Here is a 25,723-nt window from a genome sequence, read left to right as displayed (position 1 = left end):
AGCGCCGTTCATTGTAGGCCGGCGGCCCAAAGCCTCACCCGATCTGCTTCTCGCCATGCCGCTCCGACAGCGTGAAGATCTCGACGCCCGTCGCCGTCACGCCGACCGAGTGCTCGAACTGCGCCGACAGCGAGCGGTCGCGGGTCACCGCGGTCCAGCCGTCGGAGAGGATTTTGACATGCGGCTTGCCGAGATTGATCATCGGCTCGATGGTGAAGAACATGCCGGGCTTGAGCTGGACGCCCTCGCCGGGCCGGCCGATATGGATGATGTTCGGCTCGTCGTGGAACATGCGCCCGAGGCCGTGCCCGCAGAAATCGCGCACCACGCTCATGCCCTGCGGCTCGACGAAACTCTGGATGGCGTGGCCAATGTCGCCGGTGGTGGCGCCGGGCTTCACCGCGGCGATGCCGCGCATCATCGCTTCATAGGTGACTTCGATCAGCCGCTCGGCTTTGCGCGCGATCGGGCCGACCGCATACATCCGGCTGGAATCGCCGTACCAGCCGTCGACGATGAAGGTGACGTCGATGTTGACGATGTCGCCTTCCTTCAGCGGGCGGTCGCCGGGCATGCCATGGCAGACCACGTGGTTGAGCGAGGTGCAGGTCGAGTAACGGTAGCCGCGGTACATCAGCGTCGCCGGATAGGCGTTGTGGCTGAAGGCGAAGTCGCGGACGAATTCGTCGATGCGCGAGGTCGGCACGCCGGGGCCGACGATATCGGTGAGGTCGTCGAGGCACTTGGCCACCAGCGCCCCCGCCTTGCGCATGCCGGCAAAGGCGCTCGGCCCATGCAGCTTGATCTGTCCGGTCTTGCGCAGGGAGGTCTCGGTGGCTTCGACGTAACTCATGCGGGCGCGATCTTCCAAAGGGGCTCAATGTCGGCGGAAAGGCTTGATTTCAGGCTCCAATCTAATGATTGCGGGCCTTCATGCAAGCCAAGCGTGATGTTTGCACCCGAAAGCGGGCCTAATTCGGGACTTCTACGGCCGTTTCGACCGGCAGGGCGCCGCGCACGCGGATTTCGCGGACGGGGTAGGGAACCCGGATGCCCTCGCGCTTGAAGGCGTCCCACAGCGCCAGCATCACGTCGCTCTTGACGTTATCCATACCGTCGGGGTCCGCGATCCAGAACGTCAGCGAGAACTTCATGCCGGCCTCGGCGAACTCGGTCAAAATGCTGTTCGGCGGCTTGCCCTTCTGCGCGCGCGGATGGGCGGCGGCGGTCTCGGCGGCGAGCTTGCAGACGAGGCGCGGGTCGGCGTCGTAATTGGTGCCGAAGGCGATCTTCACCAGCGTGTTCTTGTCGGTATAGGTCCAGTTCACGACTTTCTGCGTCACCAGATCCTCGTTCGGCACCAGGAATTCGCGCCCGTCGCCGGCCGCGACGGAAATATAGCGCGTCTTCATCGCGCTGATCCGCCCGGTATTGTCGCCGATGGTGACGAGGTCGCCGGGCTTCACCGACTTGTCGGCGAGCAGGATGATGCCGGAAATGAAATTGGCCACGATCTTCTGCAGGCCGATACCGATGCCGACACCGACCGCGCCGGAGAATACCGCGAGCGCCGACAGATCGATCCCGACCGCCCCGAGCGCGATCACGATCGCGACCGCAAGCAGCCCGATGCGGATGATCTTGACCAGCAGCACCTGCACCGACGGCGTCAAATCGGTGGTCGCATTGATCCGGCTCTCGGCGAAATTGCTCGCGATGTTGGTCAGCCAGAGCGCGATCAGCAGCAGCGCGCCGGCCTTGAGCGCCAAGAGCGGGGTCAGGCGCAGGCCGCCGAGCACGATCGCGAAGGAATCGAGCAGCTCGACCGTCGCATCGAGCTGGCCGAGGATGGAGAGCGCGGCGATGAACCACGCCGTGATCGACACTAGCTTGACGATGAAGGCGTTGCGCAGCACCGAAGTGAGGAGCCGGATCACCAGCCAGGCCAGTCCGAGCTTGGCCGCGACCATCAACAGATAGCTGCGGCTCGGCCAGGTCGCGTGGTACATCACCACGCGCGAAATGATCACGAGCAGGGTGAAAACCGCCGTCGAGGCGCTCGCGACCATCACCCGGACGAAGTGCCGGAGCGGCAGCGGCCAGCGCATTGCCAGCGACGTCATGTCGAGGCGGCTGCGAATGGCGGCCTCCGCGGCATAGGCCATGCCGGCGGCGGCCAGGATGAGACCGAATTGCAGGTAGAACCAGGGTGAGGAGATTTCCGCCCCGACGCTGCGCGCGGTCGTCTGCACGAACTCCATGAAGTCCTTGAGGTCCATGTCCATCGGGTCGGTCTCGTCGGGAAGCGGGCGGGAGGATTTTGATTCGAGGGCGCCGCAGAATCCCACAAAGGGCACGGCCGGACCATCGATACACCGCGAAGTGATGCGCGTTAAGGCCGCAAAATGCGGGCAGATTGCCGCGAGCGGGAGAAAATAGGTTGGCGCGCGAGTCCGCCGACGATAAGGATGCAAATCCAGCGATTTTTACCCGGAAGGTGGATGGCCTCCCTCGACTCCGTCAGCCTCGCCATATTGCTCGGCGCTGTTCTCGTCATGGCCGGCATCCTCTCGAGCCTGCTTGCGCTGCGCTTTGGCGCGCCATTGCTGCTTGTCTTCCTTGCGATCGGCATGCTCGCCGGCGATTCGGGGCCCGGGCAGCTCCAGTTCGACGACGTCCGCACCACCTATCTGGTCGGCTCGGTGGCGCTCGCCCTGATCCTGTTCGACGGCGGCCTGCGGACGCGCTTTGCCAGCATCCGCACCGTGCTCGCGCCCTCCGTGGTGCTGGCGACCATCGGCGTGCTGCTGACGGCGCTGATCACCGCGCCATTCGCGAAATACGCGCTCGATCTCAACTGGTCGGAATCGTTGCTGGTCGGCGCTGTGGTCGCCTCGACCGACGCCGCCGCGGTTTTTCTGCTGGTGCACACCCAGGGCCTGCGCCTGCGCCCGCGCGTCGGTGCGACACTGGAGGCGGAATCCGGCACCAACGATCCGTTTGCGATCTTCCTCACGCTCATGCTGGTCGAGTACATCTCGCTCGGCTCGAGCTCGCCCGGCCATGTGCTGATGGAGTTCGTCCAGGAGGCGGTGCTGGGTGCCGTCGTCGGCGTGATCGGTGGACGCCTGGTCGTCATCGCGCTCAACCAGGTGGCGCTGCCGCAGGGCCTGCATGCGCCGTTCGTGACGACCGGCGCGCTCGTCATCTTCGGCGGCTCGCAGATCATGCACGCTTCCGGTTTTCTTGCAGTCTATCTCGCCGGAATCATTATCGGCAACCGGCCGACGCGCGCGCATAATTCGGTGGTGGCCTTCCTGGACGCCGCGACCTGGCTGGCGCAGATCGTGATGTTCGTGCTGCTCGGCCTCTTGGTCTCGCCGAGCCGGCTTGGCGCCAGCGTGCTGCCGGCCGTCGGCGTCGCGCTCGTCTTGATGCTGGTCGCGCGGCCGCTTGCCGTGTTCGTGTGCCTTGCGCCGTTCCGCTTCAACTGGCGCGAGAAAGTCTTCATCGCCTGGACCGGCCTGCGCGGCGCGGTCGCGATCTTCCTGGCCTCGATCCCGATGCTGGTCGGCCTGTCCAAGGCCTATCTCTATTTCGACGTCGCTTTCGTCGTCGTCATCATCTCGCTGCTGCTGCAAGGCTGGACGCTGGCGCCCGCCGCGCGCAAGCTGCACGTGGCGCTGCCGCGCGCCGAGCGCGGCCCGCGCCGCGTCGAACTCGATCTGCCGGGCCAGCTCGAACAGCAGCTGGTCGGCTATCCGGTGCGGCCGAAGAGCTTGTATTTTCGCCGCGGACTGATTCCATCCTGGTCCAAGCCGACGCTCGTCATCCGCAACGAGAACATCCTGACGCCGGTGGAGGCCGATCCAATCGCGCCCGGCGATTACATCTACCTGCTGGCGCCGCCGGAAAAGGCGGAGGCACTCGACCGCTTCTTCGTCGACATGCAGCCGAGCTCGGCGCCCGATCCGCATCTGCTCGGCGACTTCATGGTCTCGGGCGAGCACACGCTCGCCGAGCTCGCCGAGATCTACGGCGTGAAGGTCGACAAGGAGGAAAGTAAGCTGACGCTGGCTGATTATTTCGACGTTCATCTCGATCACGCGCCAAAAGAGGGCGCCGAGCTTGCGCTGGATACGATTGTGCTGGTCGCGCGCTCGATCTCCGGCGGCCGCGTCAACGTCGTTGGCCTGCGCCTGCCGGAAGAGGACGAGACCCCGACGCCGCTGACGCGTGCGCAGGCGCTACGGCGCAAGCTCGCCGACGTCTGGGCGTCGGTGGCGGGGGTCTGATTTGGGTGTCGTCCTGGCTTTTGCCAGGACAATCACGATGAGGAACCGCCACCAAATCGCCGCAACCGCCGAAGATTTGCGCGGTTTCGTGACGTCGAAACCCGGAACACTCTGCCATGCCGCTCGTTCTAAGCCGCGTAACAGCTTGGACCGCAGGAGTATGCCAATGCGAAAGTTCATCCTTCCGATCGCAACAGCCCTCGCGCTCGGCGCTGCCGCACCGGCGATGGCCTACGATACCGGCGATCAGATCTCGATGCAGGTCGCGCTCGACGTCGCGACAGATCTTGGCGTCGTGACGGTCTCCCACACCAACTTCCTCGGCGACGAATGGGAGGTTGATGGGCGGGATCGTGCAGGCCGCTGGATGGAAGTCTACGTTGACGCGAGGACGGGTGAGGTGCGCAACGTCGAGCGAGGCTGGTAGCTCTGAATGATATGGCCGCGCAGCCGGATTTCCGGCTGCGTCTTTATGTCAGCACCTTCACCCCGCCGAACGACGTCACGCGGCCCTGCTTCAGCATCACGATCTGCGTGGCGAGCTGGCGCAGCTCGGCGGCGTCGTGGCTGACATAGACCATCGGCACGTTGGCTTCATCGCGGAGCCGCATCAGATAAGGCAGGATCTCGAGCTTGCGGCCTTCGTCGAGCGCGCCGAGCGGCTCGTCAAGCAGCAGGAGGCGTGGCTTCGACAGCAGCGCGCGGCCGAGCGCGACGCGCTGGCGCTCGCCGCCGGAGAGCTTCCCGGGGCGGCGGCCGAGCAGGGTGCCGATATCAAGCAGGTCGACGATGCGCTTGTGCTGGGCCGGATCGGGTGCGAGGCGGTTCATCTGCCGTCCATAGTCGAGATTCTGCGCGACATTGAGATGCGGAAACAGCCGCGCATCCTGGAAGACGTAGCCGACGCGGCGGCGCCAGGTCGGCACATGGATGCCGGCCGCGGTGTCGTCGACGGTTTCGCCGTCGATCACGATGCTGCCGCGGTCGGGCCGCAACAGGCCTGCAATCATGTTGACCAGCGATGTCTTGCCGGCGCCCGAGGCGCCGAACAGCCCGATGACGCGTCCCTCGCCGGTGAAGGACGCGTGCAGCGAGAATTCGCCGAGCTGTTTTTCGACATCCACACGCAGCATGGTCAATTCCCGTGCAGCCGCGCGGTGGCGCGGCGGGCGAACCACTCGGCCGCGATCAGAGCGCCGAGCGCGAGCACGATCGAGACGATGACGAGTCGTCCCGCCGCGGCGTCGCCGTCGGGGGTCTGGATCAGCGAATAGATCGCAGACGAGATCGTCTGGGTCTCACCGGGAATGTTGGAGACGAAGGTGATGGTGGCACCGAACTCGCCGATCGCCTTGGCGAAGCCGAGCACCATGCCGGCGAGCACGCCGGGCAGCGCGAGCGGCAGCGTCACCGTGAAGAACACCTTCCACGGCGCCGCGCCAAGCGTCTCGGCGGCCTGCTCGAGCCGGCGGTCGATCGCCTCGATCGACAGCCGCATCGGCCGCACGAGAAGCGGAAACGACATCACGCCGCAGGCGAGCGCAGCGCCGGTCCAGCGGAAAGCGAAGACGATGCCGAGATTGTCGGCGAGGAAACCGCCGAGGAGGCCGCGGCGGCCGAAGCTAAGCAGCAGCAGATAGCCGGTGACCACGGGCGGCAGCACCAGCGGCAGATGCACGAGTGCGTCGAGCAGCGACTTGCCCCAGAAATCGCGCCGCGCGAGCAGCCATGCCAGCGCGATGCCGAACGGCGTCGCCACCAGCGTTGCGATGACGGCGACCTTGAGCGAAAGCAGGATCGCCGTCCATTCCGCGGGTGAAATCTCGGACATCAAGCCGGAGATATCATGTGGTGGGGCTGATAAGGAACTTGAAGCCGTATTTCTCCAGAATGGTCTTGGCGACCGTCGAGCGCAGGAAGGCAAGATAGTCGCTGGTCTCGCCCTTCGCGGTCGTGGTCGCGGCGACGGGATAGATGATCGCGGGATGCGAATCGGCCGGGAAGGTGCCGACGATCTTCACGTCCGGCTCGACCTTGGCGTCGGTCGCATAGACGATGCCGAGCACGGCCTCGCCGCGCGCCACCAGCGTCAGCGCGGCGCGCACGCTCTCGGCCATGGCGAATTTCGGCTCGGCGGCCCGCCAGGCGCCCAGCTTCTCGAGCGCAGCCTTGGCGTATTTGCCGACCGGCACGGATTTCACGTCACCGGTCGCGATCCTGCCGTCGCCGGCGAGCTTGGCGAGGTCGAGGCCTTGCGCGATCGTGACGTTATCGACCTTTGAGTCCTTCGGCGCGATCAGCACGATGCTGTTGCCGAGCAGGTTGACCCGGGTGGATTCGTTGACGGCTTTCTTGGCGATGGCGTAATCCATCCAGTCGGTGTCAGCGGAGACGAACACGTCGGCCGGCGCGCCCTGCTCGATCTGCCTCGCGAGCACCGAGCTCGCAGCATAGCTGACGCTGAACTTGACGCCGGTCTTGGCGGTGTAGGTCGCGTCGATCTCGTCGAGTGCGTTCTTCATCGAGGCGGCCGCGAACACGGTGATGGTCTTGTCCTCGGCACTAGCGGGCGACAGGCTCGCGCCCGCGAGGATGCCGAAGGCGGTGACAAGTGCGGCAATACGAAACATGGATAGCGCTCCGTGCGAGCTCGCGCGCGGTGACGCGCGCAAATTTGGCGTTGGGTGGGTCTGATGCGACGGGCGGACGCGCTGTTCCACGGAGCCCCACGGCGGCTTACGGCCGGCAGGGATATCGCTGCTCAAAGATAGCAGGCACACGTCTTAGGTCAAAGGCGACCGTTTGTCTAACCAGGGGGCGCCTATTGCGCCGGCAGGATCGCGATCGAGACCGAATTGTCCTTGGCGCCGCTGACCTGGAGCACGAAGGGCTGTGCCGACAGCTGATATTTCATGCTCTTGCGGATGCCGTCGCAATCGGTCGCGCCGCTAAAGGCAACGGGCTTGAGGACATGCCCGTCCTGGACCACGTCAACCCAAGCCCCGGCCGAGAGGCTGATCGAGTAGAGCCCGGCCTTCGGCGCCTTGACGCTGGTGAAGCCCGCGAAGGTGCCGTCCTTGGGCGCGCGCTCAGGCGGCGTCGGCAATTTTGCGTCCGCGGGCGGGACCAGCCCCAGCGTGATGGCGGATGACGGCACTGCCGCCTGTTCGCTGCCCGATGCGAATTTCGCACGGTCCGGCGCGGTGAGCGCCGTGCGGTCGCGCTCGATCGGCCATTTGAACTTGTCGCAGCCGCTGGGCTCCTCAGCGACAAGAACGGGGGCCGTGCCAAGCAGCAGCAGGGCCACGAGGAAAGACGATTTCATGGTCAATCTACGGCAATCATGACATCGGAGGCCTTGATCACAACGGTGACCTTGCCGCCTGCCCTTATGCCGAGGTCGTCGACGGCTTCGTTGGTGATCGAGGACGTCACGATCGTGCCGTCGCCGATGTCGACGCGGATGTGCGAGGTCGTGGCGCCCTTTGTGACCTCGACGACATTGCCTTTGATCTGATTGCGTGCACTGATGCGCATGGAGTTCTCGCGGTGGCTGGTGCTCGGCGATAGCGCCGCGCATGCGGACGGGATGGGCTGGAGCGGGATGCGCGTCCCGGCGGGTGTCGCACGCTTACGGCAGCGCAACGCTGCACCATAGCGCATTCGTGAGGTCATGGATCAGCCGCTGACGGAGTTTTTACCGCGCGCCTGTCACGGCTTCGCATCTGGCGCGTGCAGCACCGCCTTGCATGCGGCCGGCATCTCGGCCAGCGTCATCGGCGGCTTCGGTTTCGGTGGCTCCGGCGGCGGCTTTGGGTGCAGCACCGCATCCGAGAACCAGTAAGCAAGATCGGAAGGCTTGCAGCCTTCGTCCTCGGCTTGCGACGGCTGGCCCTCGCAGTCGCCAGCGCCCGCCGGGCAGTGCATGCGGATGTGGAAGTGATAGTCGTGGCCCCACCAGGGGCGGATCTTCGACAGCCAGGCGCGGTCGCCCTTGGCCTCGCGGCACAACGCCTTCTTGATCGCGGCGTTGACGAAGATGCGCTGCACCGCCGGCTCCCGCGCCGCGTCGCGCAGCACCAGCACATGGCCAGGTGTGAACACTTTCGGATCGATATCGAGTCGGTCGGGACGCACCATCATCACCGCCGACATCTCCTCGCGTTCCTCGCGCGAGAGCCGGCGGTCCGGCATCGGCGTCAACCAGATGTCGGCATCGAGACCGATCTGGTGGCTGGCATGGCCCGACAGCGCCGGCCCGCCACGCGGCTGGGCAATGTCGCCGACCAAAATGCCAGGCCAGCCGGCGTCCTTGTGCGCCTTGGCCGCGAGCCGCTTGATCAGGGCGATCATATCGGGATGGCCGTAGTTGCGGTTGCGCGACAGCCGCATCACCTGCCAATTGTCGCCGTTGAGCGGCATCTGCATGGCGCCACCGATGCAGCCCTTGGTGTAGGAGCCGAAGACATGCGCCAATCCTTTCGACGGCAGCAGCTTGCGCGCGAACAGCTCCTTGGCAGCGAGCGTGGGATCGTTCGGATTGCCGAGCGGCGGCAGCGGCTTCGGGGTGACGCTGCCCTTGTCCTGGGCCAGCGCGGTGCCGGCGATCAGAAGCGCAGCCAGAAGCAGGAGGAGGGTGAGACGGCGGGGACTCATGCTGGGGCTTTTATAGCCCAACGCCGTCTCAAGGGCCAAGAATTAGACTTTCAGCCCGCCGTAACCTGTATCTTCGGATGCCGCCGCGACGACCTTCGGCGCGGCATTCTATCTTCCGAACCGCTCGATGACCTTCGCGAGTTCAACGTCGCCCGCGCGCGCCCCGTTTCCACGGTTGGTCCCCCCTTTCTCCAGATCGGACGCATAAATGACGGCGGGATCGGCTTCCAGCCGCTGGCGCAGAGTCGCCATCTTCGGCCACCGTTCCTTGTCGGCAACTTTATGAAATTCGAGCCAGCGGGCTACGCCGATGAACGCGGCATCGGCCAAGGTCGGGCGGTCGCCGACCAGGAAGGTGCTTCCCTCAATCATCTGCTCGAGCTTGTCGTGGCGCTCAATCACTCGCTCGCGACCCCAGGTCCGCAACGCCGACTGCACCGCCGGGTCGGGCGACTTCATTTCCATCGCAAACCACAACGGGCTGAATGCGGCCGTGAAGCCGGTATTTAGGAATGCCATCAACTGGTGCATCCGGTCGGCCTCACGCGAGAGCGGGTCGAAGCTGATGCGCCGCTCCGGGTCTCGGGCCTCGAGCCAGGCGGCGATCGCCATGCTCTCCGTCAGCACGTGTCCCTCCGCGGTGATCAATACCGGCGTCTCGTGTCGGGCGTTTATGCGGGCGTAGGAAGGCTCGCGCATCTCGCCGAGCATATCGACGCGACACAGCCGGTAGGGTTTCCCCAGCCATTTGAGCGCGGCGACGAGCCCAATAGAGCTTCCCAACGGGAAGCCGTACAATAAGATCGGTTCCATGGCCTTTGTTCTCCGTGACTTCTGATGATCACGCTGCGCAGCGCAGTCAGACCCTACTCGGCCGTGCCGCCGAGTAAATTACGCACTTTTTGGTAACCACGAGCCCTCAATGAAAGATCTCGTTTCCCGCTGTCCCATCGAGGAAGTGATGCAGGTGCTCAGCGGCCGCTGGCCCACGCTTCTGATTTACTATCTGAAGGAGGGCACTAAGCGATTCAGCGATCTGCGCCGGGACAACCCTACCATTTCGCACAAGATGCTGGCCCTGGAGCTTCGCAAGCTTGAGGACGCCGGCATTGTCCAGCGCGCGGAATTCGAGGGATATCCGTTGCGCGTCGAATATGATCTGACCCCATCCGGCCACGCACTCGTGCCGCTGATAGATGCGCTGGGTGAGTGGTGGGCAGCGACCGACAGCGCTCGCGCGGAATTGGCGGATCGCAGCGAGATGGCGGATCGTCACGATTAGAGGAAGCCAGCTTAGGGATTGGACAGTACGAAGCGCCAGCGATCATCCGCTCCATGGTCAGCCTCGGCAAGGTCTCGGGGTCGCCATCACCGCCGAAGGCGTCGAGACCGAAGCCGAGCTCTGCTGTCTCCGCACCGAGGGCTGCGATGAGGGTCAGGGCTTTCTGTTCAGCAAGGCAAGGCCGAATGCGGAGATCATCAGCCTCCTCGCCGCACAGCGCGGCATTGATGCGGACGACGAGGACGCTATCAATGCCCCGCCAGAATCGCCTTTCCGACATCCTCATAATGCGTATCGCGCGCCTGGATCTGCTGCGCGATGGCATGCATGTCGCGAAACCGTCGCTCAAACGGATTGCTGCGGAACACAGCCGTCGCACCGGCCATGTGATAGGCGGCGTCGACCACCTTCGCCGATTGGTGGATGGTCCAGGTCGCGGCGAGGCGAACCGCGCTGCGATGCGTCGGACTGAATTCGCCGGTCGCGCTGAGATCGCGCCACATCGCGTGCGCGGTGGCGTAGAGATAGGCGCGGGCGGCGCGAAGATCGCCCTCGGTGCGGCCGATCAGTCCCTGGACCGCCCCGTTATCGCGCATGGCGCTGACCGCGAGTGACTGGTGTTTTCCACGCGCCAACGCGATGGCCGCATCCAGCGTGGCGCGCGCCACGCCGAGCGAGACTGCCGCAAAGCCGAGGCTGAAGGTCGAGCCGGTGCCGATTCTGTAGAGAGGACCCTGTTCGCGCAGCGCGGACGGCACGTCGCGGAACGCCGTGAAACGCTCGGGGATGAAGAGATCGGTGACCTCGTAGGAGTCGGTGCCGGTGCCGGCGAGCCCGATCGCCTGCCAGACGTCGTGCAGCACGGCGCTCGCGACCGGAAACAGAATGGTGCGCACCTCCGGCGAGCTATCGGCATTTTTCCGCGGCGTGCCGTCGGCATTAACGATACGGACATGCGCCCCCAGCCAGCTCGCCTGCCGCGAGCCGGAGGCAAAGTCCCAGCGCGCCGTGACGCGATAGCCGCCGTCCACGATGCGCGCCTCATGCCCGATCGCGCCCCAGGCAAGGATGCCGGGCGGCGTATTGAAGATCTCCTGCGCAGTATCATGATCGAGCCAGGCGGCGATCATCGCGCAGACGCCGCACTGGCCGAGACACCAGGCGGTCGAGGCGTCCGCCGTCGCGATCTCCTCCAGCATTTGCATGAAGATATCAATCGGGGCTTCAGTGCCGCCGAGGCTTTGCGCAGCGCGCGGTAGAGCCCGTTCTCGATCAGTGCGGCGACCACGGCAGGCGTCAGCCGCCGCGACTGCTCGATCTCGTCGGCTTCACGCGCGATGAGCGGCGCGATCGCCCGGGCACGTTCGACGAGATCGAAGGCCTGCGATCTGTTCATGCGCGACCTCGTCAGGCCGCAGCGCGGCCAAAGTCGAGCGATGGCCGGCGTCTGGTCGGAAAGCTCAGTGCCACCGCGACCGCTGCGAGCCCGATCGTGAACGAGCCGGCGTGCAGCCACGTGTAGCGCTGGAAATTGTCGAACACGAGCCCGCCGGCCCATGGCCCCAGTGCCATGCCGAGGCTGGCAAAGGCCGACACCGCGCCGAACACCGTGCCCATGATGCGTGCGCCAAAGAATTCGCGGACCAGCACCGCATAGAGCGGCATCACGCCGCCATAGGCGAGGCCGAACACGACCGAGAGCGCGTAGAACTCGCCGAGCTGCGCCACCGCGAGATAGGTCGCGATGCACATGGCTTGCACGAGCAGCCCGCCGACCAGCACGGGCTTTGCGCCGCTGCGATCGGCCAGCGCGCCCAGCAGCAGGCGGCCGCCGAGGCCTGAGACGCCGGCCACGCTGTAGACCGTCACGGCCGTCAGCGGGGCGATACCGCAGACCATCGCATAGGACACCATGTGGAAGATCGGACCGGAATGCGCGGCGCAACAGGCGAAATGGGCAGCGGCGAGCGCGACGAACTGCGGGGTGCGCAGCGCCTGCGCCGCGGTCAGCTCGACCTCCGGCGCCGCGTCCGCCGTTGCAGGGGCCGCCACTGCGGGTGCCGGACGCACCAGGAAGCAGGCGGGGATCAGCAGCGCCCAGGCGGCGATGCCGATCACCAGCATCGCGGTGCGCCAGTCATAGGCCGCGATCAGCCAGCTCGCGGTCGGCGCGATTGTCACTGGCGAGACGCCCATGCCGGCTGAGACCAGCGCCACCGCGAGGCTGCGGTTCTTCTCGATCCAGGCGCTCGCGAGCGCCATCATCGGCGCGTAGAAGCTGCCGGCGGCAATGCCGATCAGTACGCCGAAGCAAAGCTGGAATTGCCACAGGCTTGCTGCCTGACTCGCGCTCACGAGGCCGAGCCCCAGCAGCAGGCTTCCGGCAAGCACCACGATGCGGGTGCCGAACCGGTCCGACAGCGTGCCCCAGAGGAACGCGGCCACCCCCATGCAGAGAAAATCCAGCGTCGCGGCCGCCGACACGCCGGCGCGCGACCAGCCCATCGCTTGCGAGATCGGCTGCAAAAACACCGCCAGCGACAGCATCGTGCCGAATCCGACACAGGTCATCAGCGCACCCGCGGCGACAACGACCCAGCCATAGTCGAAGCTTGACGGCTTGCTCATGCGTTTCCTTAGCGCTTTTGATTTTGTTGATGGTGCGCGCAGGGGATGGTGGCCTATCTGCCGGGCGAGAGCAAGGCGGGTTGCCACCGCGGGCGACACGGCCCGTCCGCAATGATATCATATCTCACGTCACCGGCCTGCGATGTTGTTCTCACAAGCGCACACACATCAACGTGCGAGGAGGCAAATCCAATGAAATGGGGAGCGCTGTGCAGGCCGCGTGGGCGCCGCAGGCTTGCCTTGCCCGTCATTTTCGCCGCCGCAGTCTGGGCACCTTCAGCATGCGCAGAGGACATCCGAAGCGCCGAGCCGGGGCCGGTCTTTTCAGACAGCGGTCCCGATGCCGATCTTTACGGCGCGGCTGACGGCTATCCGGTCGGCACGCGGGGAGGCGTCCCTCAGCTCGACAAGCTCGTCGGGGTCTACAGCCATTTCGGCGAGATCTATCCCTCGCGCGCGGTCGTTCGCGCCACGGCGCCCTGGCAATTCAAACGCGCGCCGGAGCCGTCGATCGCCTACAGTTTTGGCACCGAACGTCTGAGCATCGCGGACTACCTCAAGCGCAACCCGGTGACGGGACTCCTGATCGCCAGGGACGACACCATCCTGTACGAGCACTATCAATATGCGCGGACCGACCACGACCGCTTTGTCTCGCAGTCCATGGCCAAGACGCTGGTGGCTATGCTGGTCGGGATCGCGGTCTCGGAGGGACGAATCAAATCGATCGACGACCTCGTCTCGACCTACGTTCCCGGCCTTGCAGGCACGGAATATGGAAACACATCGATACGCGCCTTGTTGACCATGTCTTCGGGCGTCCAGTTCTCGGAAATCTATGATGGGAACGACGACGTCGCCCGGCTTGGACGGGCCCTGTTCGTCGATGAGCCGAAAGATCCCGCGGCCATCGTTGCGCAATTCAACACCCGAACCGCACCGCCGGGCACCAGATGGCACTATGCCAGCGTAGAAACCGAAATCCTCGGCCTAGTCCTGCGCTCGGCCACGGCCATGCCGGTTGCCGACTATCTCCACGACCGGATCTGGGACTCCATCGGCGCCGAAGCGGATGCGTCGTGGGCGATCGACGGGAGCGGACAGGAGATTGCCTTTTGCTGCTTCAACGCAACCTTGCGCGACTATGCGCGGCTGGCGCGGTTGCTCGCACATGACGGCGCCTGGGAAGGTCGCCAATTGATCCCCCGGCAGTGGCTGCTGGATGCCACGACCGTCAGACCAGCCGATGGCCATCTCGCGCCCCGCGTGGCCACACCTTATTTCGGCTACGGCTACCAGGTGTGGCTGCTCCCTGGCGAGCAGCGCAGATTTGCCCTGCTCGGCATCCGCGGTCAGGTCATCCTGGTCGACCCGGCCTCCAAGCTCGTCATGGTGCACACGGCCGTTCGCCAAAGGCCATCCGAGCCGGCAGCCCTCAGGGAGCCGCTCGCATTGTGGTCCGCCGTGCTTCAGCAGCTCGGGCAATGATGATCCGACAGCTTTGAAACCCCATGAGGGCGCGTTTGCTCGCCTTCAGCGCTGCAGCGTCCGACGACTGGCATACGACCAAGGCGACGGTGACCTGCGGGAAGGCGGCGCCTTCTCGTCCCGGATGGAAGCCAAGGACGGCGGCATGGGCTTCGACTTCGCCGGCACCTACACCAAGATCGTCGAGCACAAGCGGATCGAACACGCGTTCGGCGATCGAACAGCCGAGGTCGAGTTCGTGCCCGGCCCAAATGGCACTGTCGTCCGCGTCGTCTTCGATAGCGAAGCGACTCACTCGGTCGAGCAGCAGCAAGGCGGCTGGCAGGCGATCCTCAATAATTTCGCGCGCTACCCGAGCTGCTCGCCTGCCACGAGCCCGAGGCAAGATCCCAGCGTGCCGTGACGCGATAACTGCCCTCGACCGCGCGCGCCTCATGCGCGATCGCGCCCCAGGCTAGGATGCCGGGCGGCGTATTGAAGATCTCCTGCGCAATGTCGTGATCGAGCGAGGCCGCGATCATCGCGCAGACGCTGCACTGGCCGAGACACCAGGCGCTCGTCCCGCTGTAGGGACGTCAGTAAATTTGGTCGACTGGGAGCCCAAGAGCCATTGCACCCGTATATCGCTTGGGCGCCGGGCTGCAGGGGATGATAGCGTGCGGCCTGTATGTCGCGGAAGCGCCGTTCTAGACCGGCCGCGCGATAGAACCCCGCGCCGCCAGCGAGCTCCATTGCTAACTCCACCGCTGCAATTGCATGCCGCGCTACGAGATGGCGGCCGATCACCACCTGGTTCACTGTTTCGGCCGACGGCTTATTCAGGCGCACAGCTGCAAGCATGGTTTGCCGTGCCATCCGTGCGCCAGCAAGCTCGGTATCCATGCGGCCAGCCAGCTGTATAACGTTATGATCGAGCTCTTTGCGCCGCGCGAGCAAGAGAGCAATATCCCGTGCGCTCTCGGCAACGCCCACATAGACCGAGTAAATCAGTGGCAGTGCGATGGTTGCGATCGTCTGGAATAAGGGATCCCACTCACCAGCCTTGCGACGCGCCGATACGGCACTTTCAGGCACTACGTAGCCATCAATCATCACGTCATTCGAACCGGTCGAGCGCATACCCAAAACTCGCCAAGTGTCCAAGATCTTCACCTGGGGTGAGCTCATCGGCACACCAAAGTGAAGCACCATTGGCGGCTCACACTCCTGTTGCAGCACCGCGCCCGTCATCATGAGAGTCCCGGCTGGCGAGCCCGAGGAGAAAACCTTTCGAGCGGTGATCTTATAGCCGCCGTCCACCTTCTCGGCTTTGCCGGAGCCGCCGACCCAATCCGAACCGCCGCTTGAGAGTAGGAAAATGCGTTCCTGGGCGATACGTGTCAGTAGGTTCTCCACCGCCGTCACTTTCTGATGCCGCCAGCGCCAAGCGGTGATGGCGACCTGGTGGGTGTGCATGGAGAATGCAAGCGCTGTGGATCCGCAGTGATACGCCAGGACACGGAGCATCTCGGCCAGCTCATCGACCTCCGCCCCACGGCCCCCGAGCTCGGTGGGACGCCGGCTTCGACCAATCCCGACGATTTCAAGTCCTCATAGTTTTCGGCTACAAAGCAATCTTCGTCCGTCGCCTGCTCGGCCCGTCGTTGAAACACGGGCCCGAGTTCCCGCGCAACGTCGATCGAACTGCGCGGGCTCGCTGATTGGATATCGTGACCTTGATTGAGGCTCATGGCGGTCCTCCTCCGAGAAGATAGGAGAACCGTAATCCTCTAGGGCCGGACCTTTCCAGTTCAAAATCCGTACTAGCGGTAGCCCAGCTGGGACGGGCTCGATGCCTTCACGTCGGCCTGAGCCCCTTCGCAGAAGTCGAACGACACGTGCGGTGACGCGGCGGAGGGAGCTGTTCTTATGCCGCTAATTGACTCGTGGCGGATGATTATGCGTCAACACAGCTTTCCTGATGCATGAGCCGATACCCGCTATTCAGCAGGCGTCGCCATTTTGCGCGAATGCGAGTTCGCGACATGCTCCGCAACAGTCCGCTTTCTCGCGGCAATCCGAAATCGCAACCAACCGCCCCCATCGGCGCATTTGACCCTGAGCGGAAATGGAACCGCCCCTGTATCGTCATCTCTCCCTGCCACAAGCGGTGAGCATCGTGGCCCGGCCTGCACGAAGATCTTGGCGACATTCAATGACAAGAATGCGTTCATCACTTATCGCCTCACGACCAGCCTTCCATGAAGGCTGCATGGCAGTAGTGGACGCCGGTGTAAGCTTCACATCAGATTCACCTAACGTTCTTGGCCTGGCCACGCTGCAATCAGAGTCCGAACGGATAGGTGTCTGGGACAGCGCTGCGACGATGCTCAGGACCCAAATGTGTCACCGCATGTGTCTCGTCAAACCACACCAGCGCGTTAAACTGTTGAGGCAGTGAGGCCTCGGCATAATGGCTTTGCAGCTCGGTGTCCGGTCGATAGATCACGCCGATAAAGCGTTCCAGGCGCGGTTCGAGCAAGCGACGACGAAGGGCCTCCTCGCGGCGGAATTCGATCAAGCCGCGCGTCGCACCGGCATCGTGAAACAGCCGCTCATAGCTGTCTGGTCGAGACGGCCGAACCTGCATCACTTCCATTTCGGCGTCCCAATCTGAGGCCGCTGCCACCGTGCCGGTATGCGTGCTTAATCCGATCAGCGACGCCGCTTCATCGAATTTCTCCCGACAGAGCTGACCAATGTTGAGCTCGTTGCGGACCGCGCCCATGCTGGTAAAACGCGCATTTCCGATATGGGAATTGTGCGCCCAGACCACGGCCTTGGATTGGGGACCATGTGCGTCAAGTACATGGCTTAGCGTCTCGAACATATGCGTATCCCGTAGATTCCAGGACTCCGCGCCGCCGTAATACATGATCCGGTAGTAGCGCTCCGCTGACGCGATCAAGCGGGCGTTCTGCGCGGCATCGAGGAAGCTGTCTGGATCGTCCGCCGCATAGTCGAGCTGCTTCTTCAGAATATCCTGGCACTGCCGAACCACCTCCGCCTCGCATTTCCGGTAGCGCTCGGTCAGGACGGCGCGGCCATAGGTCGAAGGCTCGCGCTGCCACGGCGTCAGGCAGCCGTAGCGTTCGCGCGCCACCGCTGCCGATTGAGGATCGACCTTGTCGAGGTAAGTGAGAACGGCCGCGATCGAGTCGCGCATGTTGTAAATGTCGAGCCCGAAGAACCCGGCTCGATCGGTTGCCGGCATTCGTTCATTGCGACTGCGCATCCAGTCAACGAAGGAGGCGACATCCGTATTTCGCCACATCCAGGTCGGAAAGCGTTCGAACGGGGTCTGGCTTGACGCTCCGCGGTGCGTTCGACCGCGAACGTACCGGTCGATCGCTGCGGCGTCGGGCCAATCCGCCTCGACGGCGACGATCGTAAATCCGTGTTTTTCGATCAGGCGGCGCGTAATCGCTGCGCGTGCCTGGTAGAACTCCGACGTACCGTGACTGGCTTCGCCCAGCAAGACGATGCGCGATTGTCCGAAGCGATCGAACAGCACACCGAATGCAGGATCATCGAAGGCAGGCAACGGTTCGATAGTAGCACGGATCATGTCTGTCAGCGATTGCAACCGCGTGTGACCGGGGATGTGGTTGCTGGCCGAGCGCGTGCCATCCTCGGCCCATCCTTGCTCGCCGATCAACGGCACGAAGCGGACGGCCCCGAAGGTCTCCTCATCGTAATCAGTCTGGCTCCGGCGCGTAATCCGGAGCAGCGATTGTTCGTGCCCGAAATTGCCGACGGGAATGACGAGACGGCCGCCGACGGCCAACTGGCGCTTAAGCGCGTCAGGCACCGAGGGGCCGCCGGCAGCGACCAGGATCGCGTCGAATGGCGCCTCATCGGCCAGGCCGCGGGTGCCGTCGCCGGTATGGACAATGCAATTCGCACATCCGAGCGCAATCAGCCGCTGCGCTGCGATTCTGGCCAGGGCGCCATGTCGCTCGATCGTGTGAACCGTTTTAGCAAGCCGAGAAGCAATTGCGGCAGCATAGCCTGAGCCGGTACCGACCTCGAGCACCTTGTCCGTCGGCTTCAATTCGGCAGCCTCGGTCATCAGCGCGACAATGTAGGGCTGCGAGATGGTCTGGTTGTTTGCGATCGGCAGTGCGCCGTCCTCGTAGGCAAATTCCTCAAAACCGGCTTCCACAAACCGCTCCCGCGGGACCTGTCGCATAGCCTCCAACACGCGACGATCACGGATACCACGGCGCGCGAGTTGAACGTCGACCATACGGTCGCGAAGATCTGAAAATTCGCTCATGCGACCCGTCCATCAAGAATGCCCAGTGCATAAAGCCAATGGGAACGGACGTGACGAGTTCCTTTCCATGGACTGAATCGCGCCGGAACCAAGGCCGGAACCAAGGAGAGAGTTTACCGGTTCCGATCACCCGCAAAGTGAAACGAAATCATACGCATGCGTTGTTCAGTATGGTTCGTGAAGGTCCAGCGCGGACGCCTCCTCCTCACAAGGAGCCTTATCCGACGGAGCGAGCGAGGGGCGGAGAGATCATTCTCCGGACATCGGCAAGGAGAGCAATCTTCCTGATCGGGCTGCTCGGGGCCGTCGTGCTCGCGGTGCTGATCCTGGTTATTGCGCACTGATCGCGCTGGGTTTTGAGGTTGTTGAAGAAGCCATCAGTGGACCGCGATCCATACTCCTGGCTGCCATCATCAAATGGCATCAGGTTCAAAAGTTGGTTCGCCCGATACTTTCCCGTAACATTGTTGGTACAACTTGTTCGACTGATTGCGGCGGGATTCCAAGCTCGGAAAATCCTGGCATTCCCACCGACGCTATGTTGTCGAGCTTCATCAACTCCACCTGATTCCGGGTGATGGGTGGCCTTGGAAGCAGCTCCGAAATCCATCCCGCTGCATGCCAAGCAGCAAACGGCACTGGAACGAGCATGGGGCTGCGGCCGGCTGCGTGCGCAACCTTTTTGAGAAGCTCTTCGTATGTGTAGATGCGAGGACCAGCGCATTCATATGTGATTGCGCTTGTTTCGGCTCTCAGAAGCGCTCTTGTGATCGCGTCGGCCACATCGTCAACATAGGCCGGCTGCAATCTCGTCAACCCGCGGCCGAACATCGGATAGATCGGATATCGGCGGAGTAGCTTGAGGATGACGGTGAGAAACGCGTCATCCGGGCCGAACATTACCGCCGGGCGAACCAGCGTAGCCTGAGAAAATACTGCGCGGACCGCGAGTTCGCCTTCGCCACGCTTGCGAATATAGAGGGACGGCGAAGTGGCGTCAGAGCCGATTCCGGAAACGTGGATGAGCCGCTTGACGCCAGCTCGACGTGCCTGGGCCGCCAGTCGCCGGGCTGATTCCACATGTACGGAATGAAAAGTCTCCTGTCCGTGTTCGACATAGAGGCTGACCGTGTTGATGGCGCCGTATGCGCCATCAACAGCAGCGGCTATCGAACCCTCGTCGCGTAGATCGACGTTCACAGATTGGAGGCGTGGGTCGTCGTGACCAAAAAGCTGTCTGCCCCGTTCGGGATGTCTTGATGCAATCCGAACGAAAAACTCAGGTGCCCGGAGCAGGTGTTGAACAACGCGGCGGCCGAGAAACCCCGTTCCACCGAACACCGTAACAAGGCGATTATGTGCGGGCGCCATGGCGCAACTCGTACTGAGATCGTCTCAAGCAAGGCATGGCCAGCGGAGACCGCAGGCTCGTCGGTCGTCCATTACACACGATCGCGGAGGTCGGTCACGCCTTCCTTCTGGGCGCAGTGGTCGCAGCAATAGTAGGTGCCGCTCTTTTCCAGGCCGTGCCCCACGATGCGCGTTCCGCAATGCTTGCACGTTGGCGCCAAGGCATGAATTGCGCACTCGAAGCTGTCGAACGTGTGCGCCTGGCCGTTCATCACCACCTGAAAAGCCTTGTCATAATCATTGCCGCAGGTTTCGCATGTCGACATTGTGCCTCCTTCACGCCGCGCGGCGTTTGCGAGTTTGAGCAGCCTTCTTGGCTGACCTGGTACGTTCATCGGCCGGTCGGCTGGCTGGTGCTTTTCCGCCAAGTCTGCCGCCCTTGCGTGACGGCGAGGTGTCTGCTTCGGTCCCTCTGCCGGACCCGCTCTTCTTGCCGCCATGGATTTCTTTGTTGACGGTCGCCCAGGCCCGCCGTTCAGCTTCAGTGTCGGGTACACCTCGGGATTCGTAGCCTTCCTCGATGTGTTCGGCCTGTCGCTTCTGCTTATCGATGTAGCTGCGTTTGTCTCCGCGTGGCATCACGGCCTCCCTCTTCAGGTACGCCTCCCTCGCGCCACGAACGGCGAAGTTCACTAATTGTTCCTATTCGACCTGACTTACCGCAGACCGTGTAGGAGCCAGTGTGCACCGCCCGCTGAGACACTCAGTTAGCATCCAGGGCGTAGAGAGGCGGGATCAAGTTGATTGGTCGAACCGTCAACTTGCGCCATGCCTTTCGGAAGTCCGAGGATGTTCGCGGGTCTTTGCCAATGCAGTTTGCCGACCGCGGCGAATTGTTTCGCCGGCATTCCCGCAGGGGGCCCGGAAGCCGACGGAAAGCCATCACCGCTGTGGCGTTCGGATCCCGAGATCGAAGGCTAATCGGTCGGCGTCGAGATGTTGCGTGCTGATGGGCGCCGGCCTCACGCCCGTTGCGATGATGCCATCATGCCCCTGTTTTGCCCGACGGGTCAAATGGATTTCGTAAAATCGAAAAACGCAATACAAACAAGACTCCGGCTACTGTGCATGGGGTTGTTTTTCGATATTTTGTTCTTCGGGTCCCAAACGTCCCGGACCGGCCAATCTCGTCACGCTTGAAACAGGCCTAAGCCCCGCTCAGCTATCCACCTTCAGCGCGGCAATGAAAGCTTCCTGCGGGATGTCGACCTTGCCGAACTGCCGCATCTTCTTCTTGCCTTCCTTCTGCTTCTCAAGAAGCTTGCGCTTACGCGTGATGTCGCCGCCGTAGCATTTTGCGGTGACGTCCTTGCGCAGGGCGCGCACCGTCTCGCGCGCGATCACCTTGCCGCCGATCGCGGCCTGGATCGGGATCTGGAACATGTGCGGCGGGATCAGCTCCTTCATCTTCTCGACCATGGCGCGGCCGCGCCCTTCCGCGCGGGTGCGATGCACCAGCATCGAGAGCGCGTCGACCGGCTCGGCATTGACCAGGATCTGCATCTTGACGAGGTCGGCCGGCTTGTAATCGGTGAGGTGATAGTCGAACGAGGCGTAGCCCTTGGAGACCGACTTCAGGCGGTCGTAGAAATCGAACACGACCTCGTTGAGCGGCAGGTCGTACTTCACCATCGCGCGGGAGCCGACATAGGTGAGCTCCTTCTGCGCGCCGCGGCGGTCCTGGCACAGCTTCAGCACGCTGCCGAGATATTCGTCGGGCGTGAGGATCGTCGCCTCGATCCAGGGCTCGTCGATCTCGGCGATCTTGACCACGTCGGGCATGTCGACGGGATTGTGGATCTCGATCTCCTGGCCGTCGGTGAGCTTCATCTTGTAGATGACGCTCGGCGCGGTCGCGATCAAATTGAGATCGAACTCACGCGACAGCCGCTCCTGGATGATCTCGAGGTGCAGCAGCCCGAGGAAGCCGCAGCGGAAGCCGAAGCCGAGTGCAGCCGAGGTCTCCATCTCGAAGGAGAAGCTGGCATCGTTCAGCCGCAGCTTGCCCATGGCCCCGCGCAGCGTTTCGAAGTCGTCGGCATCGACAGGGAACAGGCCGCAGAACACCACCGGGATCGCCGGCTTGAAGCCGGGCAGCATCTCCGTCACCGGCTTCCGATCGTCGGTAATGGTATCGCCGACGCGGGTGTCGGCCACTTCCTTGATCGCGGCGGTGATGAAGCCGATCTCGCCGGGACCGAGCTCGTCGACCTGCTGCATCTTCGGCGTGAAGAAGCCGACGCGCTCGACGTCGTAGGCAGCACCGGTGCCCATCATGCGCACGCGGCTGCCCTTCTTCATGACGCCGTCGACGACGCGGATCAGCACGACGACACCGAGATAGACGTCATACCAGCTGTCGACCAGCAGCGCCTTCAAGGTCGCCTCGCGATCGCCCTTCGGCGGCGGCAGGCGGGTGACGATCGCTTCCAGCACATCGGGGACGCCTAAGCCGGTCTTGGCCGAGATCATCACCGCGTCGGAGGCGTCGATGCCGATGACGTCCTCGATCTGCTGCTTGATCTTCTCGGGCTCGGCGGCGGGAAGGTCGACCTTGTTCAGGACCGGGACGATCTCGTGGTTGTTGTCGAGCGCTTGGTACACGTTGGCGAGCGTCTGCGCTTCGACGCCCTGGCTCGCGTCGACCACCAGCAGGGAACCCTCGCAGGCCGCCAGCGACCGCGAGACCTCGTAGGCGAAGTCGACATGGCCGGGCGTGTCCATCAGGTTGAAGATGTAATCCTTGCCGTCCTTGGCGCGGTATTGGAGCCGCACCGTCTGCGCCTTGATGGTGATGCCGCGCTCGCGCTCGATGTCCATGGAATCGAGCACCTGCTCCTTGCCCGCCATCTCGCGGTCGGACAGGCCGCCGGTCATCTGGATCAGGCGGTCGGCCAGCGTCGATTTGCCATGGTCGATATGGGCGACGATGGAGAAATTGCGGATGTTGGAAATGGGGACGGTCGTCATGGGCGCGGGATACCACTCACATCCCTGTGCGGCAACCATATTGCTGTATTTTCAGGGCCTTTGTTCACGCCAAGCTGATTCCACGATCGCCCAAAACACGCTAGGCAACCGCTCATGTCGACGACTTCGATCCCCTCTGCCAAAGCGCGCGCGAAGACCCGAGTGAGCTATGCCCGCTTCCGGGCCTGGTTGGTTGCCTGCGCGATCCGCCCCGAGGCCCGCCTCTGGTTGGTGATCCAGCTCGCCATCCTGCATGCAGTGCTCTGGACCTTCATCCTGATCAATCTCAAGGCGGCGCAGGACGTTCACATGGACGTCGCAGAAGCTTATGCTTGGGGCCAAAAATTCCTGTGGGGTTACGGCAAGCATCCGCCACTGTCGGGCTGGGTCGCCGGCCTCTGGTTCAAGCTGTTTCCGGCGGCGGATTGGGCTACCTATGCGCTTGCGATGGCGACCGTCAGTATCGGCATGGTGGTCTGCTGGATGGTTGCCTTGCGCGTGGTCGACGCGCGGCGCGCGTTCCTGGTCGTGGTGATGATCGCTCTCTATCCGATCTTCAATTTCAAAGGCTTCAAGTACAATCCGGATCTGCTCCAGCTCGTCACGCTGCCGCTGCTCGTGCTCGCTTACCTCAACGCCTTCGCGAAGCGGAGCTGGCAATCCGGAATCCTTCTCGGGCTTGCCGGCGCGCTGGCGCTGATGACCAAATATTGGGTGCTGACCATGATCGGCGCCATCGGCCTTGCCGCGCTGATCCATCCCGAGCGGCTGCGCTTCCTGTCGTCGCCGGCGCCATGGGTCGCGATCGCGACGATGGCGGTGGCGATGATCCCGCACTTCGTTTGGCTGGCGAATGCGCATTTCGTGCCGCTGACCTATGCCGGCGACACCTACAGCCTCCAGGACTCGAGCCAGGTGCATCAGCTCGTCGCGGGCTACGTCTTGCATAATTTGGCGCTGCTGGCCCTGCCGGTCGCGCTGGCCGCCCTCGCCATGGCGCTGGCGCCGCCGTGGCTCACGCTGCTGGTGCGGGCGCCGTCGCGCATCGTCACGCGGGCCTGGGCGCGCGGGGTCAATCCGGGCGTCAACCTCTCGCAGGCGCTGAACATCTGGATCATCCAGATCATCGTGGCGTTCGGTCCGCCGCTCGGCGCGCTGGCCTTCAGCATCTACATGAAGACCGATTGGGGCATCTCGCTGTTCTTCCTGGTGCCCTTGGCGCTGGTCGCGATCCCCGCATTGCGGGTGCAGAGCTCTGTGCTGTTCAACATCGCCGCGATCTGGCTCGTGCTCAGCGCAGCCACGCTCGCTGCCTCGCCGTGGATCGCCGCGCGCGAGATGGCGGCCAATGCCGGCAATACCGCAACCTATGGCGCGCGTTCGGAGCTCGCGCGCGAGCTGACGCAGGCCTGGCACGCGCGCTTTGCCTCGCGCTGGGCGGTCGTTGCCGGGACGATGGAGACGATTCAGCCGATGGTGTTCTACAGCCCCGATCACCCCAGCCCGTTCACGCCGAACGAAGCCTGGGCGTCCGGGCTGACCTCGCTCGACGATGTCAAGACATACGGCTTCATCGGCGTGTTCGATCCGACCGACGAACGCCTGCCCGCGTTCGAGAAATGGATGTCGGGGATCGCGCCGAATGCCGAGCGCATGGTGATGACGACGCGCCGCTTCACCCACGGCAAGGCCGGCCCGGCGATGAGCTGGAATATCTACATCGCCCCGCCGGCGAAGTGATCGGGATATCGTAGGGTGACAAAGCGAAGCGTGCCCACCAATTTCAGCACACGATGAGAGAGATGGTGGGCACGGCGCGTCGCGCCTTTGCCCACCCTACGGCGTCGAGCGCTTGGCTCAAATCCCTTCCTCGTTGAACTTGCTCTCGACCAGTTCGGTGATCGCCGCGAGCGCCGCTTCGGCTTCCTCGCCGGCCGCGGCGACCGTGATGGTCGTGCCGGGACCCGCGGCAAGCATCATCAGGCCCATGATCGAAGTGCCGCCGACGGTCTCACCGCCGCGCGTCACCCACACTTGCGCGTTGAAGCGCTCGACCGCCTGGACGAATTTCGCCGAGGCGCGGGCGTGCAGACCGCGCTTGTTGATGATCAGGAGCTCCTTGGAGATCGCGCCTGCGGGCACGCCCGCTGCGGCTTGCGGCGCGTCGTCGCTCATTTGCCGGCGAGCACGCGGCTGGCAATGGTGACGTATTTGCGGCCCGCTTCCTGGGCCATCGCGATCGCGTCGGGCAGCGGACGCTCCTCGCGCACCTTAGCGAGCTTCACCAGCATGGGTAAGTTGATGCCCGCGAGCACTTCGACCTTCGGCCGGCTCATGCAGGATATTGCGAGGTTCGACGGCGTGCCGCCGAACATGTCGGTGAGGATCGCAACGCCGTCGCCGGAATCGACGCGGTTAACCGCCTCGATAATGTCGCTTCGGCAGAGATCGGAATCATCTTCGGCACCGATCGTGATCGCTTCGATTTGCTTTTGTGGGCCCATGACATGCTCAAGCGCTGCCTTGAATTCGTCGGCAAGGCGCCCGTGGGTCACAAGTACTAGACCAATCATCGGAAAACTCCTCGCGGGCGCTTTTGGTGCACCGCACGAACGCGCCACTTTGACCATCCAGAGCCCCCGCGCAAGAGGGGATGTTGCGTATCTCCCTGAACCT

Annotated in this window: 22 protein-coding genes and 5 pseudogenes; 7 read left to right on the top strand and 20 right to left on the bottom strand. The window is 63.6% G+C overall.

Translation table 11 applies throughout. From position 1 onward, the window contains the following. Positions 1–34: 34 nt before the first annotated feature. Both map and IVA96_RS09800 read right to left on the bottom strand, forming a co-directional pair. Positions 35–853 carry a type I methionyl aminopeptidase gene (gene map, locus IVA96_RS09805; RefSeq protein WP_247276375.1) on the bottom strand — a complete coding sequence of 273 codons (819 nt, stop codon included), beginning with the start codon at positions 851–853 and terminating at the stop codon, positions 35–37. Between the two features lie 118 nt (positions 854–971). After that, positions 972–2,285, bottom strand: coding sequence for a mechanosensitive ion channel domain-containing protein (locus IVA96_RS09800; protein WP_247276376.1), 1,314 nt, complete (start codon positions 2,283–2,285; stop codon positions 972–974). A 216-nt stretch (positions 2,286–2,501) separates the two neighbouring features. Between IVA96_RS09800 and IVA96_RS09795 the strand changes: the two genes are divergently transcribed. Beyond that, on the top strand, positions 2,502–4,295 hold the full coding sequence (locus IVA96_RS09795) for a potassium/proton antiporter (protein ID WP_247416934.1): 1,794 nt from the start codon (positions 2,502–2,504) through the stop codon (positions 4,293–4,295). A 166-nt stretch (positions 4,296–4,461) separates the two neighbouring features. Then, positions 4,462–4,722, top strand: a complete 261-nt coding sequence (locus tag IVA96_RS09790) for a PepSY domain-containing protein (protein WP_247276378.1) — start codon at positions 4,462–4,464, stop codon at positions 4,720–4,722. Between the two features lie 43 nt (positions 4,723–4,765). On the opposite strand, the gene modC is transcribed toward IVA96_RS09790, so the two are convergent. The 7 genes from modC to IVA96_RS09755 form a co-directional block, all read right to left on the bottom strand. Next, a complete protein-coding gene (gene modC, locus IVA96_RS09785) occupies positions 4,766–5,428 on the bottom strand; it encodes a molybdenum ABC transporter ATP-binding protein (protein WP_247276379.1) in 663 nt (220 codons plus the stop codon). Positions 5,429–5,430: 2 nt separating this feature from the next. Beyond that, positions 5,431–6,126: a molybdate ABC transporter permease subunit gene (gene modB, locus IVA96_RS09780; protein WP_247276380.1), complete on the bottom strand. Its 696-nt coding sequence runs from the start codon at positions 6,124–6,126 to the stop codon at positions 5,431–5,433. 13 nt (positions 6,127–6,139) lie between these two features. Then, positions 6,140–6,925, bottom strand: coding sequence for a molybdate ABC transporter substrate-binding protein (gene modA / locus IVA96_RS09775; RefSeq protein ID WP_247276381.1), 786 nt, complete (start codon positions 6,923–6,925; stop codon positions 6,140–6,142). A gap of 191 nt (positions 6,926–7,116) precedes the next feature. Further along, positions 7,117–7,620: a hypothetical protein gene (locus IVA96_RS09770; protein ID WP_247276382.1), complete on the bottom strand. Its 504-nt coding sequence runs from the start codon at positions 7,618–7,620 to the stop codon at positions 7,117–7,119. Positions 7,621–7,622: 2 nt separating this feature from the next. After that, positions 7,623–7,832 carry a TOBE domain-containing protein gene (locus IVA96_RS09765; RefSeq protein ID WP_247276383.1) on the bottom strand — a complete coding sequence of 70 codons (210 nt, stop codon included), beginning with the start codon at positions 7,830–7,832 and terminating at the stop codon, positions 7,623–7,625. A gap of 174 nt (positions 7,833–8,006) precedes the next feature. Continuing rightward, positions 8,007–8,951 (bottom strand): penicillin-insensitive murein endopeptidase, encoded by a 945-nt coding sequence (gene mepA / locus IVA96_RS09760; protein ID WP_247276384.1) that lies wholly within the window; start codon positions 8,949–8,951, stop codon positions 8,007–8,009. 108 nt (positions 8,952–9,059) lie between these two features. Beyond that, positions 9,060–9,764: a glutathione S-transferase family protein gene (locus IVA96_RS09755; protein ID WP_247276385.1), complete on the bottom strand. Its 705-nt coding sequence runs from the start codon at positions 9,762–9,764 to the stop codon at positions 9,060–9,062. 109 nt (positions 9,765–9,873) lie between these two features. On the opposite strand from IVA96_RS09755, the gene IVA96_RS09750 reads away from it, so the two are divergent. Continuing rightward, positions 9,874–10,233 (top strand): helix-turn-helix domain-containing protein, encoded by a 360-nt coding sequence (locus tag IVA96_RS09750; RefSeq protein ID WP_247276386.1) that lies wholly within the window; start codon positions 9,874–9,876, stop codon positions 10,231–10,233. Between the two features lie 29 nt (positions 10,234–10,262). Continuing rightward, positions 10,263–10,480: pseudogene (locus tag IVA96_RS09745) on the top strand (EAL domain-containing protein); the annotation flags it as partial. A gap of 1 nt (position 10,481) precedes the next feature. On the opposite strand, the pseudogene IVA96_RS09740 reads toward IVA96_RS09745, so the two are convergent. Beyond that, positions 10,482–11,629 (bottom strand): annotated as a pseudogene (locus IVA96_RS09740) (acyl-CoA dehydrogenase family protein). An 11-nt stretch (positions 11,630–11,640) separates the two neighbouring features. Then, entirely contained in the window at positions 11,641–12,861 is a 1,221-nt protein-coding gene (locus IVA96_RS09735) for an MFS transporter (RefSeq protein WP_247276388.1), read from the bottom strand. A 240-nt stretch (positions 12,862–13,101) separates the two neighbouring features. Here IVA96_RS09735 and IVA96_RS09730 point away from each other — a divergent pair, with 240 nt between their 5' ends. Continuing rightward, positions 13,102–14,349: a serine hydrolase gene (locus tag IVA96_RS09730; protein WP_247416928.1), complete on the top strand. Its 1,248-nt coding sequence runs from the start codon at positions 13,102–13,104 to the stop codon at positions 14,347–14,349. 35 nt (positions 14,350–14,384) lie between these two features. Further along, positions 14,385–14,752: pseudogene (locus IVA96_RS09725) on the top strand (SRPBCC domain-containing protein); the annotation flags it as partial. Here the strand turns inward: IVA96_RS09725 and IVA96_RS09720 are convergent. The 7 genes and pseudogenes from IVA96_RS09720 to lepA form a co-directional block, all read right to left on the bottom strand. Then, positions 14,697–14,909 (bottom strand): annotated as a pseudogene (locus IVA96_RS09720) (acyl-CoA dehydrogenase); the annotation flags it as partial. The pseudogenes IVA96_RS09725 and IVA96_RS09720 overlap by 56 nt on opposite strands. Positions 14,910–15,057: 148 nt before the next feature. Continuing rightward, a pseudogene (locus tag IVA96_RS09715) lies at positions 15,058–15,441 on the bottom strand (acyl-CoA dehydrogenase); the annotation flags it as partial. A gap of 1,231 nt (positions 15,442–16,672) precedes the next feature. After that, a complete protein-coding gene (locus tag IVA96_RS09710) occupies positions 16,673–18,667 on the bottom strand; it encodes a protein-L-isoaspartate(D-aspartate) O-methyltransferase (protein ID WP_247276391.1) in 1,995 nt (664 codons plus the stop codon). A gap of 429 nt (positions 18,668–19,096) precedes the next feature. Then, complete coding sequence (locus tag IVA96_RS09705; RefSeq protein ID WP_247276392.1) at positions 19,097–20,038, bottom strand: complex I NDUFA9 subunit family protein; 942 nt, start codon at positions 20,036–20,038, stop codon at positions 19,097–19,099. A 71-nt stretch (positions 20,039–20,109) separates the two neighbouring features. Beyond that, a complete protein-coding gene (locus IVA96_RS09700; protein ID WP_247276393.1) occupies positions 20,110–20,343 on the bottom strand; it encodes a hypothetical protein in 234 nt (77 codons plus the stop codon). Between the two features lie 10 nt (positions 20,344–20,353). After that, positions 20,354–20,656, bottom strand: a complete 303-nt coding sequence (locus IVA96_RS09695; protein ID WP_247276446.1) for a plasmid stabilization protein — start codon at positions 20,654–20,656, stop codon at positions 20,354–20,356. Between the two features lie 579 nt (positions 20,657–21,235). Then, a complete protein-coding gene (gene lepA / locus IVA96_RS09690; protein ID WP_247276394.1) occupies positions 21,236–23,047 on the bottom strand; it encodes a translation elongation factor 4 in 1,812 nt (603 codons plus the stop codon). Between the two features lie 114 nt (positions 23,048–23,161). On the opposite strand from lepA, the gene IVA96_RS09685 reads away from it, so the two are divergent. Then, entirely contained in the window at positions 23,162–24,787 is a 1,626-nt protein-coding gene (locus tag IVA96_RS09685) for a glycosyltransferase family 39 protein (protein ID WP_247276395.1), read from the top strand. Positions 24,788–24,904: 117 nt separating this feature from the next. Here the strand turns inward: IVA96_RS09685 and IVA96_RS09680 are convergent, their stop codons facing one another. Beyond that, positions 24,905–25,222 (bottom strand): HPr family phosphocarrier protein, encoded by a 318-nt coding sequence (locus IVA96_RS09680; RefSeq protein WP_247276396.1) that lies wholly within the window; start codon positions 25,220–25,222, stop codon positions 24,905–24,907. Beyond that, positions 25,219–25,620: a PTS sugar transporter subunit IIA gene (locus tag IVA96_RS09675; RefSeq protein ID WP_007597752.1), complete on the bottom strand. Its 402-nt coding sequence runs from the start codon at positions 25,618–25,620 to the stop codon at positions 25,219–25,221. The genes IVA96_RS09680 and IVA96_RS09675 overlap by 4 nt, the downstream gene beginning before the upstream one ends. Positions 25,621–25,723 lie beyond the last annotated feature (103 nt).

It is taken from the genome of Bradyrhizobium sp. 159, assembly GCF_023073795.1.
In the GTDB taxonomy this organism is placed as follows: Bacteria; Pseudomonadota; Alphaproteobacteria; order Rhizobiales; family Xanthobacteraceae; genus Bradyrhizobium.
Note: the sequence above shows the minus strand (reverse complement) of the source record. Positions and strands in the feature narration are given on the sequence as shown.